Raw genomic sequence first — 15,960 nt, forward strand, 5'->3', positions numbered from 1 at the left:
CGTCTCTTCCGCCCGTCCCGTTCCGTCCCGTTCCGTCCCGTCCCGTCCCGTCCCGTCCCGTCCCGTCCCAGGAGGACCGATGCCGTCCCGCTCCGCCCGCACCACCGGGATCGTCCTCGCCGCCCTCGGACTCGTCGCCGTCGTCCTCGCGATCGTGCTGCTCGTCCGGCCCGCCGGCGGGCAAGCGCCCGGCGCAGCCACGGCGTCCGCGGGCCCGTCCTCGGCGCCGTCCGGGAGCGCTCCGGCGACGTCCGCCGCTCCCGGCTCCGCGGAGGCGACCGACGGCGCCGCCGCCCCCGCATCGACGGCCTCCGCCGCACCGTCAGACACCGAGCCGGGCACCGGATCCGATGCTCCTCCGGCGATCGTCTCCTTCGCCTCCACCCCCGCCTCCGTCGACTGCGAGGGCGACCGCACCGCCTCCGTCCCGCTCGCCCTGTCGTGGGAGACGAGCGGAGGCGCCACCGCCCGCCTGGCCGTCGGCACCACCGACGCGAGCGCGGGCGAGCCCGTCGACCTCGCGGCGTCCGGCTCCGCCGCCGTCACCGCCGACTGCCGCGACTCCGAGACCCTGATCACCCTCGCCGTCCTCGCTCCCGACGGCACCACCGCTCAGCGCACCCTCGTCGTCCCCGCCTCCTGAACCGCTCCGCCCGCGCGGAGGCGGTCACGGAGGCGTCGAGCGGCCCCGGCACGGCAGAATGGGACACGATGACCTCCACACCCCCTCCGCTCGGCCTGCTCCTCGACGTCGACGGGCCCATTGCGAGCCCCGTCACGCGCACGATCTCGATCCCCGAGATCGCCGACGACCTCGTCACCCTGGCCAACGCCGGCATCCCGATCGTGTTCAACACGGGCCGCTCCGACGCGTTCCTGCGCGAGCGGGTCCTGCCCGCGCTCCTCGAGCGCGGCGTCTCGGCCGAGGCCCGCATCGTCTGCGTCTGCGAGAAGGGCGCCGTCTGGTTCACCGTCGACTACCGCGGCACCTCGGAGCCGATCGTCGACGAGTCGCTCGCGATCCCCGAGCCGGTGGCCCGCGACCTCGAGCGGATGATCCGCTCCGACTACGACGACCTGGTCTTCTTCGACGAGACCAAGCGCGCCATGGTCTCGGCCGAGCAGCTGGTCGACCTGCCGAGCGAGGACTACCTCGAGCGCCAGCTCGTCTTCGATGCCGACGCCCTGCAGATCATGACCGCCGCGGGCCTCGGGGTCGAGCGACGCGGCATCCGGTATCCGAACGAGGAGGGGACGGTCGACTTCCGCATCGACCCGACCGTCATCTCGACCGACATCGAGTCGAACCGGCTCGGCAAGGACCTCGGCGCCCAGCGCGCCGTGGAGCTGCTCGGAGCGACGGGTGCGATCCCGCAGCGCTGGCGCACGGTCGGCGACTCCCGGAGCGACTACGCGATGGCCGACTGGCTGTTCGAGCACGCCTACGACGTCGCCCACGTCGACGTGCGGCCCGCGGAGGGCGTGCCCGAGAAGCCCTACCCGGTCCTCGTCGTCGACGGAGCCGTGAACGACGCGGCCGGCGCCGCCGTGCTCCGCCGCTGGACGGAGCTCGTCGCCGACGAGACGACGCCCGAGGTCGGCGGCGCGATCTCGCTCCATGCCCGGAGCTGATCCGCAACCCTCATCCCTCGTCGCTCAGGCCCGTTAGCGTTCGAGCATGAGAATCGCAGTCACCGGTGGATCCGGCAAGCTCGGCCGCCACGTCGTCACCCGCCTCCGAGCTTCCGGGCACGAGGTCTTCAACCTGGACCGCGCGGGGGACCGCGGCGCGGGCTTCGTCCGCATCGACATCGCCGACTACGGCCAGGTCGTGGACGCGCTGCAGTCGGTGAACGACCAGTACGAGGGCATCGACGCGCTCGTGCACCTCGCCGCGATCCCCGCGCCGGGCCTCGTGCCCGACGTCGCCACGTTCCACAACAACATGATCGCGACGTTCAACGCGTTCCACGGAGCGATCCGTGCCGGCATCCGCAACGTCGTCTACGCCTCCAGCGAGACCGTGCTGGGCCTGCCCTTCGACGTCCCGCCGCCCTACATCCCGGTCGACGAGCAGTACCCGGCGCGCCCGGAGTCGGTCTACTCGCTCACCAAGCACCTCGAGGAGCAGATGGCGATCGAGCTGTGCCGCTGGCACCCGGACCTGAAGATCACGGGCCTGCGCTTCTCGAACGTCATGGACGAGGCCGACTACGCCGAGTTCCCGTCGTTCGACTCCGACGCGCTGCTGCGCAAGTGGAACCTCTGGGGCTACATCGACGGACGCGACGGAGCGCAGGCGGTCGAGAAGGCGCTGCTCGCCGAGACGACCGGGTTCGACCGCTTCATCATCGCCGCGGCCGACACCGTGATGACGCGCCCCAACGCCGAGCTGGTGGCCGAGGTGTTCCCCGGCGTCGAGCTGCGCGGCGACCTCGGGACAACCGACACCCTGCTCTCGATCGGCCACGCCCGCGAGGTCCTCGGCTACGCCCCCGAGCACTCCTGGCGCGACTCGCAGCAGGGCTGACCCGCGGGCCCGGCGCATCGGGATCCGCGTTGTTCGTCGGTGGGGTGGATCCCGATACGCGGGCTGCGCCCGCTCCTCGATCAGCAGGGGTGCGGTCGGCCCGTGACCGTGCCGGTCGAGGAGCGGCAGCGCGGCGTCTCGAGACCCGCCCTGTTCGTGCGCGGCTCGGCTCGCCGCCCCACGCACGAGCGCGCCCGGTCCGCAGGATGACTGCAGGCCGGGCGCGCTCCGTGGAGCCGAGGATCAGCTCGGGATGTAGTTGAAGGTGTCGGGGTCGGGGCCGGTGCGGTGGCCGCGGTCGAGCGCCGTGATGTCGGTCATCGCCTCGTCGTCGAGCTCGAAGTCGAAGAGGGCGAAGTTCTCCTCCACGCGCTTGCGGGTGACCGACTTCGGGAAGACGATGTCGCCGCGCTGGATGTGCCAGCGGAGCACGACCTGCGCCGGGCTGCGGTCGACGTTGCGCGCGATGCGGGTGATGGTGTCGTCGTCGAGGACGAGGCCCTGCGCGATCGGCGACCAGGCCTCGGTCGCGATGCCGTGCTCGGTGCTGTAGGCGCGGAGCTCCTGCTGCACGAGGTAGGGGTGCACCTCGATCTGGTTCACGGCCGGGACGATGGTCGCCTCGGCGCGGAGCCGGTTGAGGTGGTTGGTCTGGAAGTTGGAGACGCCGATCGCCTTCGCCTTGCCGCTGCGGTAGATCTCCTCCATCGCCTTCCACGTCTCCAGGTAGTCGCCCACGTTCGGGAGCGGCCAGTGGATGAGGAAGAGGTCGATGTAGTCGAACTTCAGCTCGCCGAGGGTGACGTCGATCGCGGCGAGAGCGTCCTCGCGGGCGTGGAAGCCGTTGTTGAGCTTGCTGGTCACGAAGACCTCGGAGCGGTCGAGGCCGGAGGCGCGGACGGCCTCGCCGACGCCCGCCTCGTTGCCGTACATCTCGGCGGTGTCGATGTGGCGGTAGCCGACCTCGAGGGCCGCCAGGGTCGCGTCCTTGGTCTCGGCCGGGTCGATCTGGAACACGCCGAAGCCCAGCTGCGGGATCTCCACGCCGTTGTTCAGGGTGATCGTGGGGACCGTTGCGGTGTCGTCGCTCATGAGCGAGTACGTCCTTTCGTCGGGGCGAGGGCGCAGTGGAGCCGCGCCGTCGTGCCTCCAGTCCATCGTCTGAGGCTCTCAGCATCAACCCCTTGCGCGCTCGGCGGACATCCAGCTTCCCCGCGGAGGAGGAGTCGGATCCTCTGAGCAGAGGTGCGCCCGCTCCGGGAACGCCGAAGGCCCCCGGCACGGATGCCGGGGGCCTTCGGGGAGCGCGACTTACGCGCGGGACTTGCGGCCGGTGATCGCGCCGTAGATCAGCAGAACAATGATCGCGCCGACCACCGCGAGGATGATGCTGACGAAGTTGAAGCCCATCGGGTCGTCGCGTCCGAAGAGCGCTCCGCCGATAAATCCGCCGAGCAGCGCGCCGACGATGCCGAGGATGATGGTGATGATCCAGCCACCGCCCTGCTTGCCGGGGAGGATGAGCTTTGCCAGTGCCCCGGCGATGAGGCCGAGGACGATCCAACCGATGATGCCCATGATGTTTCTCCTTCAGTTCGTGCTCGATCGGCCGTTCCGATGCGAGCGGAGACACCGGCGGGCCGGTGTCCGGTGAGTCGTGGAAGCGGGGGTCAGCGGAGGCGGCGCTGCACCTTGTCGCGGGCCTTGCTCGCGATGGCGGTGAGCTGCTTGGCCTCGCGCTTGGAGGTCTTCTTGAGCTTCTTGCGGGTCTTCTTCGTGGCCGGGTCGTTCCACACGCCGAGTGCGAGGTGGCGCAGCTCTTCGTAGCGGCCACGGCCGGCGCGGGAGCCGAACACGTAGGCGGTGAAGGCGACCAGTGCCAGCAGGACGAGGCGGGGATTCATGCGGTGACCCTTCCATCGGAGAGCACCGGGTCGTGCTCGACACCCATTTGACTCTCCTGCGCAATCCGTGACAAACCACGGCCCGACCATTGACAGGGACCCCTCGCATCGTGTTCCGCGTGCGCGTGTACCCGATTCAGCCGCAGGCCGGAGACGTCTCGGACGGGAAGCGAGCGTGGAGGTAGTGGCCGTAGCCGCCCTCGACCCGGTTGTCGCGGCGGCCGGAGGTGACCACCTCGCCGCGGTCCGTCGCTCCGACCCGGGCGCCGCTCGCGCGCAGCCGCTCGACGAGCAGGACGTCCTCGTGCAGCGGCTCCCGGCCGAAGCCGCCCGCCGCGAGGTATGCGCTCGCGCGGACGCCGAGGTTCGCGCCGTGGATGCTGCCGATCGACTCCTCCCGCGCGCGGACGTCTCGCCAGCGCGAGTAGGCACCGGGGGAGAGGTCGGCCGGGTCGGGCCGGACCGTGCCGAGCAGCGCGTCGTGCCGTCGGGAGTGCTCGACGTGGGCGGCCAGCCAGTCGCGGGGGACCACGGTGTCGGCGTCGGTGTTGGCGATCCACACCTGCTCGAGCGGAGCAGCGACGGAGGAGAGGGCGTGCGCGATCCCGGCGGAGCGGGCGGCGCCGACTCCGCAGCGGGCGAGCTCCAGCACCTCGGCGCCGGCGGCACGGGCCCGCTCGACGGTCGCGTCGGAGCAGCCGTCCGCGGCGACCACGAGGCGCATCCCGATTCCGGGCGCCCGATGGGCGAGGTGGGTCGCGCTCGCCCGGACGGAGGCGATCAGGCCGCCGATCCGCTCCTCCTCGTCGAGGGCCGGGACGACGACCAGCACCTGCGCGAGCCGGCTCACACCAGCCCCGTCCGGCGGGCTACCGAGCGGGAGTCGCGGGCGTGGACCTCGAGCAGGACGTCCTCCTCCTCGTGGCGGGCGAGGCGGTGCAGGCCCAGCTCCGCCACGGCGGACTGCACGGCGTCGCCGTCCAGAGCGAGCCCCTCGATCGGATGCCGCCAGTGCACGGTGACGAGCTCCCCCGCGGGGGCGAGGGCGTCGCGGATGGTGCGCAGCACGCCGGGGAGGGCGTCGCCGAGGTAGTAGCCGACCTCCGAGAGCACGACCAGGTCGAACGGACCCTCGGGCACGCCGCGGGTGATGTCGTGGTGCTCGACCCGCACGTGCTCGAGCGGAGCGAGGCGGCGGGCGGCGCGCTCGACGGCGGCGCTCGACACGTCGATCGCCAGCAGGCGGTCGGCCCGGTCGGCCAGCGCCTCGGCCAGCACGCCGATCGAGGCGCCGATCTCCAGCACGGAGCCGTAGCGCTGCTCCGGCAGGCTCGCGAGGGTCAGGGCGCGCTTGCGCTGCTCGTACCAGCGGCTCGTGTACCCCCACGGGTCCTCGTGGCGGGCGTACAGCTCGTCGAAGTAGCTCATGCGATCCTCACCAGCCGGTCGTCCCCGGTGAAGGTGCGCAGGAAGAGCGGATGGAGCACCGGACCGGTCCCGTCGGGCGCGGGGCGGGTCTGGCTGGGGTAGCGGGAGCGGGCGCGGCGGGTGCGCTCGAGCAGCTCGTCGTCGAGCGGCAGGCGCACGAGATCGCCCCACGGCACCTCGGGGTCCTCCGGGTCCGCCCAGTGCCACAGCCAGATCGGCGCGGCGAGCAGCGGCTGCCCGCGCTCGCGCGCGACCTCCGCGCAGATCTCGCCGACCACGCGGTGGTCCCGGTGCCCGTCCCCGGTCCAGGTGGAGAGGAGCAGGACGGTCCCGGGGGCGCCGGCCGCCCGCTCGCGCACCTCGCGTGCGATGCGCTCGTGGTGCTCCGGGGTCGCCGAGTCCGGCACGTCGAGGAAGGCGAGCCCGATGCCGGGGCCGAGCTCCGCCAGTGCGTCCGAGGCCTCCCGCCGGCGCTCGGCGGCGAGGTCCGCGTCCCGCTCCCCGTGGGCCGCGGCTCCGTCGGTCACGACGACGACGTCGACCGCGATCCCGCGCCGACGCGCGAGCGCGATGGTGCCGCCGCAGCCGAGGGTCTCGTCGTCGGCATGCGCCACGACCACCAGGACGCGCCGGATCCCGTCGGGCAGGGTCAGCTCCGGGAGGCGGTCGCGGCGGCCGTCCGCGGTCCAGCGCTCGAGAGGAGTGCCTTCGAGGCGCCCGTCGAAGGGCCGGCTCACCAGGAGGCCGCCTCGCCCGAGGCGAGCACGGCGCGGCCGAGAGCGGCGTCGTCGCGCTCGGCGTGGTGCTGGCGGACGTAGAGCGCGAGATCGGCGACGCGCTTGGCGTGCTCGGCGTCGAGGGCGAGCGGAGCCGGGCCGAGCGCGCGGCCGGCGCGGAGCAGGATCTCCTCGACTGCTCCGGCGACGCTCGCCCGCACGCGCTTGGCGAGCAGCGAGCCGCGGGGGCCGTCGGCCTCGCCCGCGTCGACCGCCGCGGCGGCCTCGTCCAGCGCCCGGCGCGACGCGGAGAGCGCCGTGTCGATCGCTCCGAGGTGGGCCAGGAGGTGCGGGTCCTCGCGTCGGGCGGCCGCCGCCGCGACGGCCGCCGCGACTCCGAGGGCTCCGCCGTGCCAGCAGGCGGCGACGCCGATGCCGCCCCAGGCGAAGCCGGGTCGCGAGAGGTACCAGCCGGCGTCCCCCACGGGGACGGCGCGGGTGCCGGAGAAGCGGACCGGTCCGCTGGGCACCTCCGTCAGGCCCCGCGCGTGCCAGGCGTCCTGCTCCGGCGTCGCCGTCCCGTCGCGCAGCGCCACGGCGAAGAGGCGGCGCTCGCCGGAGGCGTCCCCGACGTGGGCGGTGACGAGGGCGGCGTCGAGGCGGTCGGCCAGCGAGCACCAGGGCTTCACTCCGTCGAGCAGCCAGTCGCCGTCGCTCTCGCGGGCGACCAGAGGATCCCCGCCGCCCTCGGCCGCGAAGACTCCCCAGGCGGCGTCGGCGGCGACTCCGAGTCCGGACGGGTCGAGCTCCGCCTCGCCGAGGATCGCGAGAGCGTCGAGGTGCGGCTCCACCGCGCGCGCGACGCCGAGGTCGTGCCGAGCCAGGCGCTCGAGGAGACCGTGCAGCTCGGCGGTGCGACCGGTGCCGGGCCGGGGCGCGTCGGTGCTCAGACCGCGCGCGAAGCCGAGTGCGCCGTCCACGTCGTGGGGGAGGAGAGAGGAGGAGTGCTGGTCCATCGCCTCCGAAACTACGCAGTCGAGCGGGCGGCGTCCGGCGATTGTCCCCGAACGGACGGGGTGCTAGGCGTCAGATGTCAAGGTCGTTGATCCTGTGCAGGAGAGAGGCGAAGAGCTCGACGTCGGCGAGCGCCCAGCTGCGCAGCTCCTCGTGCATCAGCGCCTGGTTCGAGCTGCGGATCTCGCGCAACCGCGCGGCGGTCGCCGGAGTCACCGAGAGGATCGTGGCGCGGCCGTCCTGCGGGTCGGGGGTGCGCTCGAGGAAGCCGAGGCGGTCGAGCGCCGTGATCTGGCGGCTGAGCGCCGACTTGTCCATCTCGAGGAGCTCGGCCAGCACGCCCGAGTGCACGGGTCCGCGGCGCTCGAGCGCCGAGATCGTCTTGTAGCCCAGCGGCGTCAGCTCCGGGTGGAGCCGCTCGGCGTAGGAGCGCATCGCCGCCCGCACACGGTTGAAGAGGGTGCTGAGCTCGCCCTCCACCGAGGCGATCGCGGAGTCGACGTCGCGGGCGGAGTCGGGGGTCGGGCCGGTCATGCCTCCAGCATCCCGCGCGAGGACCCTCGTCCTCGACTTGCGCCCGCGCGCCGCGATGACGTACGATTCCCGAAGCCAAAGACCGCCGGTTTCCGGTGTGCGCACGAGCAGGGCCCCGGCCCCGCGGATCGCCACCGGACGAAGGATTCGCGAAGCGAATTGCCCGCGCAGGTGCACGAGTTCAGTTCCGCCTCACCGCGATCCCGAAGCTCCGCGCCCCTGTGCCGGAGCTTTTTTCTTTGCCTGCCTTCGGGCTACCGGCACGAGAATTCACAGGAGTAGCCATGGCGAACAAGGAAGCCTCGGTTGCCGAACTCACGGAGAAGTTCCAGAGCTCGACGGCCGTTCTGCTGACCGAGTACCGCGGTCTCACTGTTGCTCAGCTCAAGACGCTGCGCAAGGACATCAGTGAGCACGCAACCTACGCCGTGGTGAAGAACACGCTGACCAAGATCGCGGCGAACAACGCCGGTATCTCGTCCTTCGACGACGAGCTCGCTGGCCCCTCGGCCATCGCGTTCGTGCACGGCGACCCTGTCGCCGTCGCGAAGTCGCTGCGTGCCTTCGCCAAGGCAAACCCTCTCCTCGTGGTCAAGGGCGGTTACTTCGACGGTAACCCGCTGACCGCAGAAGAGGTGGGCAAGCTCGCCGACCTCGAGTCCCGCGAAGTTCTGCTCGGCAAGCTCGCCGGCGCCTTCAAGGCCTCGCTGTTCGGCGCCGCATATCTGTTCAACGCTCCGCTCTCGAAGGCCGTTCGCACGGTCGAGGCGCTGCGCGAGAAGCAGGAGTCCGCGAGCTGACGTCTTCCCCTTCCGGGAAGCAGTGCGCGCGCGGTTCGTAGACAAAGAAAAACAAGGAGAAAAATCATGGCAAAGCTCACGCAGGACGAGCTCATCGAGGCCTTCAAGGAGCTCACGCTCATCGAGCTCTCGGAGTTCGTCAAGAAGTTCGAAGAGGTCTTCGAGGTCACCGCTGCGGCGCCCGTCGCCGCCGCCGGTGTGGCCGGCCCGGCCGCCCCCGCCGAAGAGGTCGAGGAGCAGACCGAGTTCGACGTCGTGCTCGAGGCCGCCGGCGAGAAGAAGATCCAGGTCATCAAGGAGGTGCGCGCCCTCACCAGCCTCGGCCTCGGTGAGGCGAAGGCGCTCGTCGACGGTGCCCCCAAGGCGGTCCTCGAGGCCGTCAACAAGGAGACCGCCGAGAAGGCCAAGGCTCAGCTCGAGGGCGCCGGCGCGACCGTCACCGTCAAGTAATCCCCTTCACCCGTCGCGGGTGCCGGCTCCGGCCGGTCGCTCGTCGGGGTGATGCAGGCACGCCTGCAGACGCAGGGCGTCGTCTCCTCGGAGGCGGCGCCCTTCGTCGTTCCCGGCCGTTCGAGGCGCGCGCCCCTAGGATCGGAGCGTGACTGCTCACGATCTGCTCGCCGGGCTCCCCGCCCGCGACGTCCCGCCCAGCGAGGTCTCGCTCAGCGAGCTCCTGAGCGACTTCGTCTCGGTGACGCACCGGATCACCCGCCTCGCCGCCCAGGCGACCGGCAACCAGGAGTCGCAGGCCGTCTGGCGCACGCTCTCGGTGCTCCTCTCGATGGGCCCGATGCGCCTGGGGGAGCTCGCCTCCCAGAGCCGCGTCTCGCAGCCCACGATGACCAAGATCGTGAAGAACCTCGTCGAGACCGGCTGGCTCGACCGGATCACCGATCCCCTCGACGCGCGCGCCTGGCAGATCCGCCTGGCTCCCGCCGGCGCGGACGCGCTGAACGCCTGGCGGACCGACCTCGGCGACGCGCTGACGCCGATCTTCGCCGATCTCACCCTCGAGGACCGCCGCGTCCTCGAGCGCGCCGTCGAGATCATGCACGAGCGCCTCGTCGTCGGCCCGCGGGACTGACCCCTCCCGCGCGGTTCCGCCGCGCGGCACACTGGTCGCGTGCAGATGCGACTCGAGCTCGTCCCCCTCCCCGTCGGCGACGTCGACCGCGCGGTCGCCTTCTACACGGAGGTGATGGGCTTCCACCTCGACCACGACGTGCGGCCCTCCGCCGCGATGCGCGTGGTCCAGCTCACCCCGCCCGGCTCGGCCTGCTCGATCGTGGTCGGCAGCGGGATGGGCCCCGGTCCGGAGGAGGGCGTCGTCCGCTCCCTCCACCTCGTCGTCGACGACATCGCCGCCGCTCGCGCGGAGCTCGTCGGCCGCTCGCTCGAGATCAGCGAGGTCCAGGACCTGGGCGGCGTGCAGTACGCGTACTTCGCCGATCCGGACGGCAACACCTGGGCGCTCCAGGAGATCGGGAGCAGGACGCCCCCGGAGTGAGTCAGTCCTCGGGCCAGCGGACCCGGGCGTCGACGTCGGGGTGCTTGCGCAGCCAGGCCGCGACGAAGGGGCAGCGCGGGACGACCGTGCCGCCCGCCTCCGTGATCGTGGTGACCGCGGCCCGCGAGAGGATGCTCCCGAGGCCGTGGCCCTCCCACGCGTCGTCGACGACGGTGTGGGTGAGCGTCACCTCGTCGCCCTGACGGGTGTACGCGGCGAAGCCGGCCGGGGTGCCGCCGACCTCGATCACGAAGCGGGACCGCTCGGGGACGTCGCGGACGGTGGGGGTGTCGGAGTCGCTCATGCTCCGATTCTCGCCCCCCGCGGCGCCGAGGTGCTGGTGCGGATCACCAGCGAGGCGGGGATCAGCGTGTGGCGGGCCGGGGGAGGGGGCTCGCCGCGACCGAGGGCGGCCAGCGCGTCCAGCACCAGCGCGACTGCGAGCTCGCCCTGCTGGCGCGGGTCCTGGCGGATCGAGCTGAGACCGAAGAGCTCGGCGAGGGGGTGGTCGTCGATCCCGATGACGGAGACGTCCTCGGGCACCGAGAGGCCGAGCTCGCGCGCCGCGAGGATGATCCCGATCGCGATCTCATCGGAGGCGGCGAAGATCGCCGTCGGCCGGGTCCGCGGGTCGCCGAGGACCTGCCGTCCGGCGCTGTGCCCGCCGGGGATGTCGAAGGTGGTGGGCACGATGTCCTGCGCGCCCGGCTCGAGGCCGGCGGCGGCGAGCGCCTGGCGGAAGCCGTCGCGGCGCTGCGTGTGGACGTGGAAGTCCATCTCCTCCTCCGCGAGCCCGCCGATGTGGACGACCCGCTCGTGGCCGAGGGAGAGCAGGTGCTCCGTGGCGAGGCGGGAGGCGGCGACGTCGTCGATGCTGAAGGTGGGGATGCCGGGGAGCTCGCCGCCGATGCCGACGATGGGCTTGCCCAGGGCGAGGAGCGCCTCCGTCTCGTGCGGCGAGATCTCGAGCGTGACGGCGACGATCGCGTCGACGCGCTTGCGGACGAGGTAGTACTCGAACACGCTCCGGCGGGCGTCGAGGTGCTTGTCGATGTTGTAGAGGAGCAGGTCGTAGCCGGCGGCGAGCAGGGCGCGCTCGATGCCCTCGATGATCCCGGCGAAGAACCACTGGTTGATGATCGGGATGATCACGGCGATGTTGTTGCTGCGGCCGGTGACGAGGCTGGAGGCGTTGGCGGAGACGACGTAGCCCAGGCTCGTCGCGGCGCGCTCGACGCGCTGCTTCGTCCCCGCGGAGACGTAGCCCCGGCCGCTGAGCGCGCGCGAGACCGTCGCCTTCGACACTCCTGCGAGCTCGGCCACCTCTTCGATGCCTGGCACGTCGTTCCTCCCGACCGTCCGGCCTCGATGCTGGAAACGGTTCCAGGAAGTTATACCCCGCCCGGCGGCCGGGCGTCGCGCCGAGATCGATCTCCGCTCGGCCCCGAACACGCGATCGCTGTTCTGACGCCGAATCGTTATCTCAGAGAGCGCTCTATCATCGGCGTTGTGCTTTCATCGTTCTTGTGGAAAGGTTTCCCTCCGTGGGAGCCCACCCACACGAATCCGGTGATCCGCTCGGAGTTCCTCCTGGCATCGCCATCACCAGCATCCGAGTCGTCGCGGCACACGCTTCGAGCCGCCACAGCCTCCCGATCCCGATCGGCGAGGAGCGGCCTGCTCGGCTGGTTCCACCACTCAATGAGGAGGAAGAATGCGGTCATCCCTGCACCGCCGTATCACCGTCCCGGTCGCCGTTCTGGCAGCGGCCGGCATCGCACTCGCGGGCTGCTCCAGCAGCAGTGACCCCAACGACCCGAACGCCGGCGGCGGCAGCTCGGCCGGCACGGTCGGCACCGCCGACGGCGTCGTCAACGTCTACGGCACCATCAACGGCGACGAGGCCACCCTTCTCGAGCAGTCCTGGGCGGACTGGGAGAAGGAGAGCGGCATCGAGATCAAGTACACGGGCGACAAGGAGTTCGAGAAGCAGATCGGCATCAAGGTCCAGGGTGGCGACACCCCCGACCTCGCGATCTTCCCGCAGCCGGGTCTGCTCGCCGACACCGTCGCCTCCGGCAAGGTGCAGGAGCTCCCCGAGGGCGCCCTCGCCAACGTCAAGCAGAACTGGTCCGAGGACTGGCAGAAGTACGGCCAGGTCGACGGCACCCAGTACGGCGCGCCGCTGATGGCGTCCGTCAAGGGCTACATCTGGTACTCCCCGGCCAAGTTCAAGGAGTGGGGCGTCTCCGTTCCTACGACGTGGGACGAGATGGAGGCGCTCGGCAAGACGATCGCCGAGAAGACCGGCGGACCGTCCTGGTGCGCGGGCTTCAACTCCGGTGAGGCCTCCGGCTGGCCCGGAACCGACTGGATCGAGGACGCCGTCCTCCGCGAGGCCGGCCCCGACGTCTACGACTCCTGGGTCGCGGGCGACACCCCCTTCACCGACCCGGCCATCAAGTCCGCGTTCGACTCCGTCGGATCGATCCTCCTCGACCCGACCCTCGTCAACGCCGGCTACGGCGACGTGAAGTCGATCAACTCCACCGCCTTCGGCGACGTCGCCCAGAACATGGCGAACGGCACCTGCGCGCTGACCCACCAGGCCTCGTTCTTCGAGGGCTTCCTGACCTCGGCCGGCGCCAACGTGGCCGAGGACGGCGACGTGTGGGCCTTCCTCACCCCGCCGGTCAAGGCCGACGACGCCCAGGCCGTCACCGGTGGTGGCGAGATGGTCGCCGCGTTCTCGAACGACGAGGACACCGCGAAGGTCCAGGAGTACCTGGCCAGCGCCGACTGGGCCAACAGCCGCGTCTCCCTCGGCGGCGTCATCTCCGCGAACACCGGTCTCGACCCGGCCAACGCGGGCAGCGACGTCCTGAAGGACTCCATCGCGATCCTCCAGAACCCGGACACCACGTTCCGCTTCGACGCGTCCGACCTCATGCCGAAGGCAGTGGGCTCGGACAGCTTCTTCAAGGGCATGGTCGACTGGATCGACGGCACGAGCACCGACCAGGCGCTCGAGGAGATCCAGGCCGGCTACACCTCCTAGCAGCGGAGCAGAGCCGCCGCTCCCGAGTGGCGGCTCAGCTGTGACGGCCCGGCCCCCGAATCCACGGATCCCGGGGCCGGGCCCCTCCTGAGTCCAGAGTCGCACTCGAAAGGGCGTCCATGTCCCCCATCACCATCTCGGGGTTCTTCCAATGGCTGGCGGGAATCCCGCCGCTCGCGCAGATCCCACTCATCCTCCTGGCCTTCGCGGCCGTGGTGGCGCTCATCCTCTTCTTCGTCGAGATCGCGCCCCGCCGCGGCACCGGCTACACGGTCCTCCGGCTCGCGGTGACGGTCGTCCTGCCGGTCGTCCTCCTGCTGGTCTTCGGCCTCTACAACTCCGTCCTCTGGGTCGCGGTGGTGGCCGCCGTCATCGGCGGCGCGCTGTTCCTGCTCGACTTCCGGTCCCGCAAAGGCGCGGGCTACGGACTCCAGCTCATCGCGTTCATGGCACCGGCCGCCTTCTTCATCCTCATCGGCCTGATCTACCCGACGATCACGACGGCCATCAACGCGTTCATGAAGAACGACGGCTCCGGATTCGCCGGCATCGACAACTTCGTCTGGGTCTTCACCAGCCCCGACGGCATCACCGCCTTCCTCAACACGGTGGTCTGGGTGCTCCTGGCCCCGATCACGGCGACCGCGATCGGTCTCGCCTACGCGGTTTTCATCGACAAGAGCCGCGGCGAGAAGTTCTTCAAGCTGCTGGTCTTCATGCCGATGGCGATCTCGTTCGTCGGCGCGTCGATCATCTTCAAGTTCTTCTACGACGTGCGCCAGGGCGAGCAGATCGGCCTCCTCAACGGCATCCTCACCGCCTTCGGCGCCCCGCCGGTCGACTGGCTGGGACTCGAGCCGTGGAACACGCTGTTCCTCGTCGTCGTCCTCATCTGGACCCAGGCCGGATTCGCCATGACGGTGCTCTCCGCCGCCATCAAGGGCGTCCCCTCCGAGCAGCTCGAAGCGGCCTCGCTCGACGGCACCAGCGCGTGGCAGTCCTTCTGGAACGTCACCGTCCCCGGCATCCGCTCCTCGATCGTGGTCGTCCTCACGACGATCTCGATCGCGTCGCTGAAGGTCTTCGACATCGTCTCGGCGATGACCGGCGGCCGCTCCGACACCACGGTCCTCGCGTTCGAGATGGTCCGCCAGTTCCAGCTCGGCGCCCGCAGCGGCTACAGCGCGGCCCTCGCGGTCATCCTGTTCCTGCTCGTGCTCCCGATCGTCGTCTACAACGCCCGCCAGCTCGCCAAGCAGAGGGAGATCCGATGAGCGTCACGCCCACTCCGATCCAGGTTCCGGTCGACCGCAGCACCGAGCGCGCGCTCGCCCGCGGCGAGTCCAGGATCGAGGCGGCCAGCGGCAAGGTGAAGAAGGCGACGACGTCGCGCGGCGCCACCCTCGCCGCGCTGATCATCGCCGTCATCTGGACCGTCCCCACCCTCGGTCTGTTCATCTCGTCGTTCCGCCCCGCGAACGACATCAAGACGACCGGCTGGTGGACGATCTTCGCCAACCCCGGCTTCACCCTCGACAACTACGCGAACGCGCTCAACTCGGGCGACAGCCTGACCCTGGGCAAGGCGTTCGTGAACTCGCTGGTCATCACGCTGCCGGCGGCGCTGATCCCGATCACGATCGCCAGCCTCGCCGCCTACGCGTTCGCCTGGATCGACTTCAAGGGCCGCAACACGCTCTTCGTCCTCGTGTTCTCGCTCCAGATCGTCCCCATCCAGATGGCGCTCGTGCCGCTGCTGCAGCTGTTCTCGGACGGCCTGCGCATCGGAGGGCTCTACATCCTCCCCGGCCTCGGGGTGAACGGGTTGGACGGCTCCTACGCGAAGGTGTGGATCGCGCACACGATCTTCGCGCTCCCGCTCGCGATCTTCATGCTCCACAACTTCATCTCCGAGATCCCCGGCGAGGTCATCGAAGCGGCACGAGTGGACGGCGCCGGACACGGCCAGATCTTCTTCCGCATCGTGCTCCCGCTCTCGGTCCCCGCCATCGCCTCCTTCGGCATCTTCCAGTTCCTCTGGGTCTGGAACGACCTGCTGGTCGCGACGGTCTTCACCTCCGGACAGGGGCTGCCGATCACGAAGGCGCTGCAGGACCTCACCGGCTCCTACGGCCAGTCGTGGGAGCTGCTCACGGCCGGCGCGTTCATCTCGATCATCGTGCCGCTCATCGTGTTCTTCTCCCTCCAGAGGTTCTTCGTCCGCGGCCTCCTCGCCGGCGCCACCAAGGGCTGACGACCCGCGGGGGTGCCGTGGGCGGCGTTGTCGTCGTCGGCGGTAGCTCCGCTACAGCTCTCCTCCTCCGCCTTGCCCACGACACCCCCGCGGGCCGTCAGCACTGCTCGTCGGCGAACGGGGTGCACGAACGAAGGCCCGGGTCCTGCTGCGCAGGACCCGGGCCTTCGTTCGTGCACCCCGTTCGCCGACGACTGCCGCTTATACACATCTCC

General features: G+C 70.8%; 20 protein-coding genes. 10 read left to right on the forward strand and 10 right to left on the reverse strand.

What is annotated here, in order from left to right; all coding sequences use genetic code 11:
• The first annotated feature begins 79 nt into the window (after positions 1 to 79).
• The 3 genes from C5B95_RS16505 to C5B95_RS16515 all read left to right on the forward strand — a co-directional run bounded on the left by C5B95_RS16505 (position 80) and on the right by C5B95_RS16515 (position 2,530).
• The gene (locus C5B95_RS16505) at positions 80 to 643 is read left to right on the forward strand and encodes a hypothetical protein (protein WP_104296269.1); all 564 of its coding nucleotides are present in this window, start codon (positions 80 to 82) and stop codon (positions 641 to 643) included.
• A 68-nt stretch (positions 644 to 711) separates the two neighbouring features.
• Positions 712 to 1,632, forward strand: coding sequence for a hypothetical protein (locus C5B95_RS16510; protein WP_104234599.1), 921 nt, complete (start codon positions 712 to 714; stop codon positions 1,630 to 1,632).
• Between the two features lie 46 nt (positions 1,633 to 1,678).
• Complete coding sequence (locus tag C5B95_RS16515; protein WP_104349654.1) at positions 1,679 to 2,530, forward strand: NAD(P)-dependent oxidoreductase; 852 nt, start codon at positions 1,679 to 1,681, stop codon at positions 2,528 to 2,530.
• A 243-nt stretch (positions 2,531 to 2,773) separates the two neighbouring features.
• On the opposite strand, the gene C5B95_RS16520 is transcribed toward C5B95_RS16515, so the two are convergent.
• The 8 genes from C5B95_RS16520 to C5B95_RS16555 all read right to left on the reverse strand — a co-directional run bounded on the left by C5B95_RS16520 (position 2,774) and on the right by C5B95_RS16555 (position 8,126).
• Positions 2,774 to 3,622 (reverse strand): aldo/keto reductase, encoded by an 849-nt coding sequence (locus C5B95_RS16520; protein ID WP_104349655.1) that lies wholly within the window; start codon positions 3,620 to 3,622, stop codon positions 2,774 to 2,776.
• A gap of 219 nt (positions 3,623 to 3,841) precedes the next feature.
• Positions 3,842 to 4,108 carry a GlsB/YeaQ/YmgE family stress response membrane protein gene (locus C5B95_RS16525; protein ID WP_085476966.1) on the reverse strand — a complete coding sequence of 89 codons (267 nt, stop codon included), beginning with the start codon at positions 4,106 to 4,108 and terminating at the stop codon, positions 3,842 to 3,844.
• A gap of 92 nt (positions 4,109 to 4,200) precedes the next feature.
• A complete protein-coding gene (locus tag C5B95_RS16530; protein WP_104227476.1) occupies positions 4,201 to 4,434 on the reverse strand; it encodes a hypothetical protein in 234 nt (77 codons plus the stop codon).
• Between the two features lie 136 nt (positions 4,435 to 4,570).
• Positions 4,571 to 5,284, reverse strand: coding sequence for a glycosyltransferase family 2 protein (locus tag C5B95_RS16535; protein ID WP_104234597.1), 714 nt, complete (start codon positions 5,282 to 5,284; stop codon positions 4,571 to 4,573).
• Positions 5,281 to 5,862 carry a class I SAM-dependent methyltransferase gene (locus C5B95_RS16540; RefSeq protein ID WP_104234596.1) on the reverse strand — a complete coding sequence of 194 codons (582 nt, stop codon included), beginning with the start codon at positions 5,860 to 5,862 and terminating at the stop codon, positions 5,281 to 5,283. Before C5B95_RS16540 ends, C5B95_RS16535 begins: the two co-directional genes overlap by 4 nt.
• Entirely contained in the window at positions 5,859 to 6,599 is a 741-nt protein-coding gene (locus C5B95_RS16545) for a PIG-L deacetylase family protein (RefSeq protein ID WP_160033802.1), read from the reverse strand. The genes C5B95_RS16540 and C5B95_RS16545 overlap by 4 nt, the downstream gene beginning before the upstream one ends.
• Positions 6,596 to 7,594, reverse strand: coding sequence for an acyl-CoA/acyl-ACP dehydrogenase (locus C5B95_RS16550; RefSeq protein ID WP_104269753.1), 999 nt, complete (start codon positions 7,592 to 7,594; stop codon positions 6,596 to 6,598). Before C5B95_RS16550 ends, C5B95_RS16545 begins: the two co-directional genes overlap by 4 nt.
• A gap of 70 nt (positions 7,595 to 7,664) precedes the next feature.
• Entirely contained in the window at positions 7,665 to 8,126 is a 462-nt protein-coding gene (locus C5B95_RS16555) for a MarR family winged helix-turn-helix transcriptional regulator (RefSeq protein WP_104224334.1), read from the reverse strand.
• A gap of 284 nt (positions 8,127 to 8,410) precedes the next feature.
• On the opposite strand from C5B95_RS16555, the gene rplJ reads away from it, so the two are divergent.
• From rplJ to C5B95_RS16575, 4 genes are all read left to right on the forward strand, one after another.
• Positions 8,411 to 8,926 carry a 50S ribosomal protein L10 gene (rplJ, locus tag C5B95_RS16560; protein ID WP_055791018.1) on the forward strand — a complete coding sequence of 172 codons (516 nt, stop codon included), beginning with the start codon at positions 8,411 to 8,413 and terminating at the stop codon, positions 8,924 to 8,926.
• Positions 8,927 to 8,992: 66 nt separating this feature from the next.
• Positions 8,993 to 9,376: a 50S ribosomal protein L7/L12 gene (gene rplL, locus C5B95_RS16565; protein WP_104224335.1), complete on the forward strand. Its 384-nt coding sequence runs from the start codon at positions 8,993 to 8,995 to the stop codon at positions 9,374 to 9,376.
• Between the two features lie 148 nt (positions 9,377 to 9,524).
• The gene (locus C5B95_RS16570; protein WP_258060063.1) at positions 9,525 to 10,010 is read left to right on the forward strand and encodes a MarR family winged helix-turn-helix transcriptional regulator; all 486 of its coding nucleotides are present in this window, start codon (positions 9,525 to 9,527) and stop codon (positions 10,008 to 10,010) included.
• A 39-nt stretch (positions 10,011 to 10,049) separates the two neighbouring features.
• Positions 10,050 to 10,433, forward strand: coding sequence for a VOC family protein (locus C5B95_RS16575; RefSeq protein WP_181027271.1), 384 nt, complete (start codon positions 10,050 to 10,052; stop codon positions 10,431 to 10,433).
• Position 10,434: 1 nt separating this feature from the next.
• Here the strand turns inward: C5B95_RS16575 and C5B95_RS16580 are convergent, their stop codons facing one another.
• Complete coding sequence (locus C5B95_RS16580) at positions 10,435 to 10,737, reverse strand: GNAT family N-acetyltransferase (RefSeq protein ID WP_104349656.1); 303 nt, start codon at positions 10,735 to 10,737, stop codon at positions 10,435 to 10,437.
• Positions 10,734 to 11,774 carry a LacI family DNA-binding transcriptional regulator gene (locus C5B95_RS16585; protein ID WP_104224337.1) on the reverse strand — a complete coding sequence of 347 codons (1,041 nt, stop codon included), beginning with the start codon at positions 11,772 to 11,774 and terminating at the stop codon, positions 10,734 to 10,736. Before C5B95_RS16585 ends, C5B95_RS16580 begins: the two co-directional genes overlap by 4 nt.
• A 373-nt stretch (positions 11,775 to 12,147) precedes the next feature.
• Between C5B95_RS16585 and C5B95_RS16590 the strand changes: the two genes are divergently transcribed.
• The 3 genes from C5B95_RS16590 to C5B95_RS16600 all read left to right on the forward strand — a co-directional run bounded on the left by C5B95_RS16590 (position 12,148) and on the right by C5B95_RS16600 (position 15,745).
• Positions 12,148 to 13,491 (forward strand): ABC transporter substrate-binding protein, encoded by a 1,344-nt coding sequence (locus C5B95_RS16590; protein ID WP_104227181.1) that lies wholly within the window; start codon positions 12,148 to 12,150, stop codon positions 13,489 to 13,491.
• Positions 13,492 to 13,610: 119 nt separating this feature from the next.
• The gene (locus tag C5B95_RS16595; protein ID WP_181027270.1) at positions 13,611 to 14,765 is read left to right on the forward strand and encodes a carbohydrate ABC transporter permease; all 1,155 of its coding nucleotides are present in this window, start codon (positions 13,611 to 13,613) and stop codon (positions 14,763 to 14,765) included.
• Positions 14,762 to 15,745, forward strand: a complete 984-nt coding sequence (locus C5B95_RS16600; RefSeq protein WP_104224339.1) for a carbohydrate ABC transporter permease — start codon at positions 14,762 to 14,764, stop codon at positions 15,743 to 15,745. The genes C5B95_RS16595 and C5B95_RS16600 overlap by 4 nt, the downstream gene beginning before the upstream one ends.
• The last annotated feature ends 215 nt before the right edge of the window (positions 15,746 to 15,960 follow it).

The organism is Rathayibacter sp. AY1A7, from assembly GCF_002930845.1.
In the GTDB taxonomy this organism is placed as follows: domain Bacteria; phylum Actinomycetota; class Actinomycetes; order Actinomycetales; family Microbacteriaceae; genus Rathayibacter.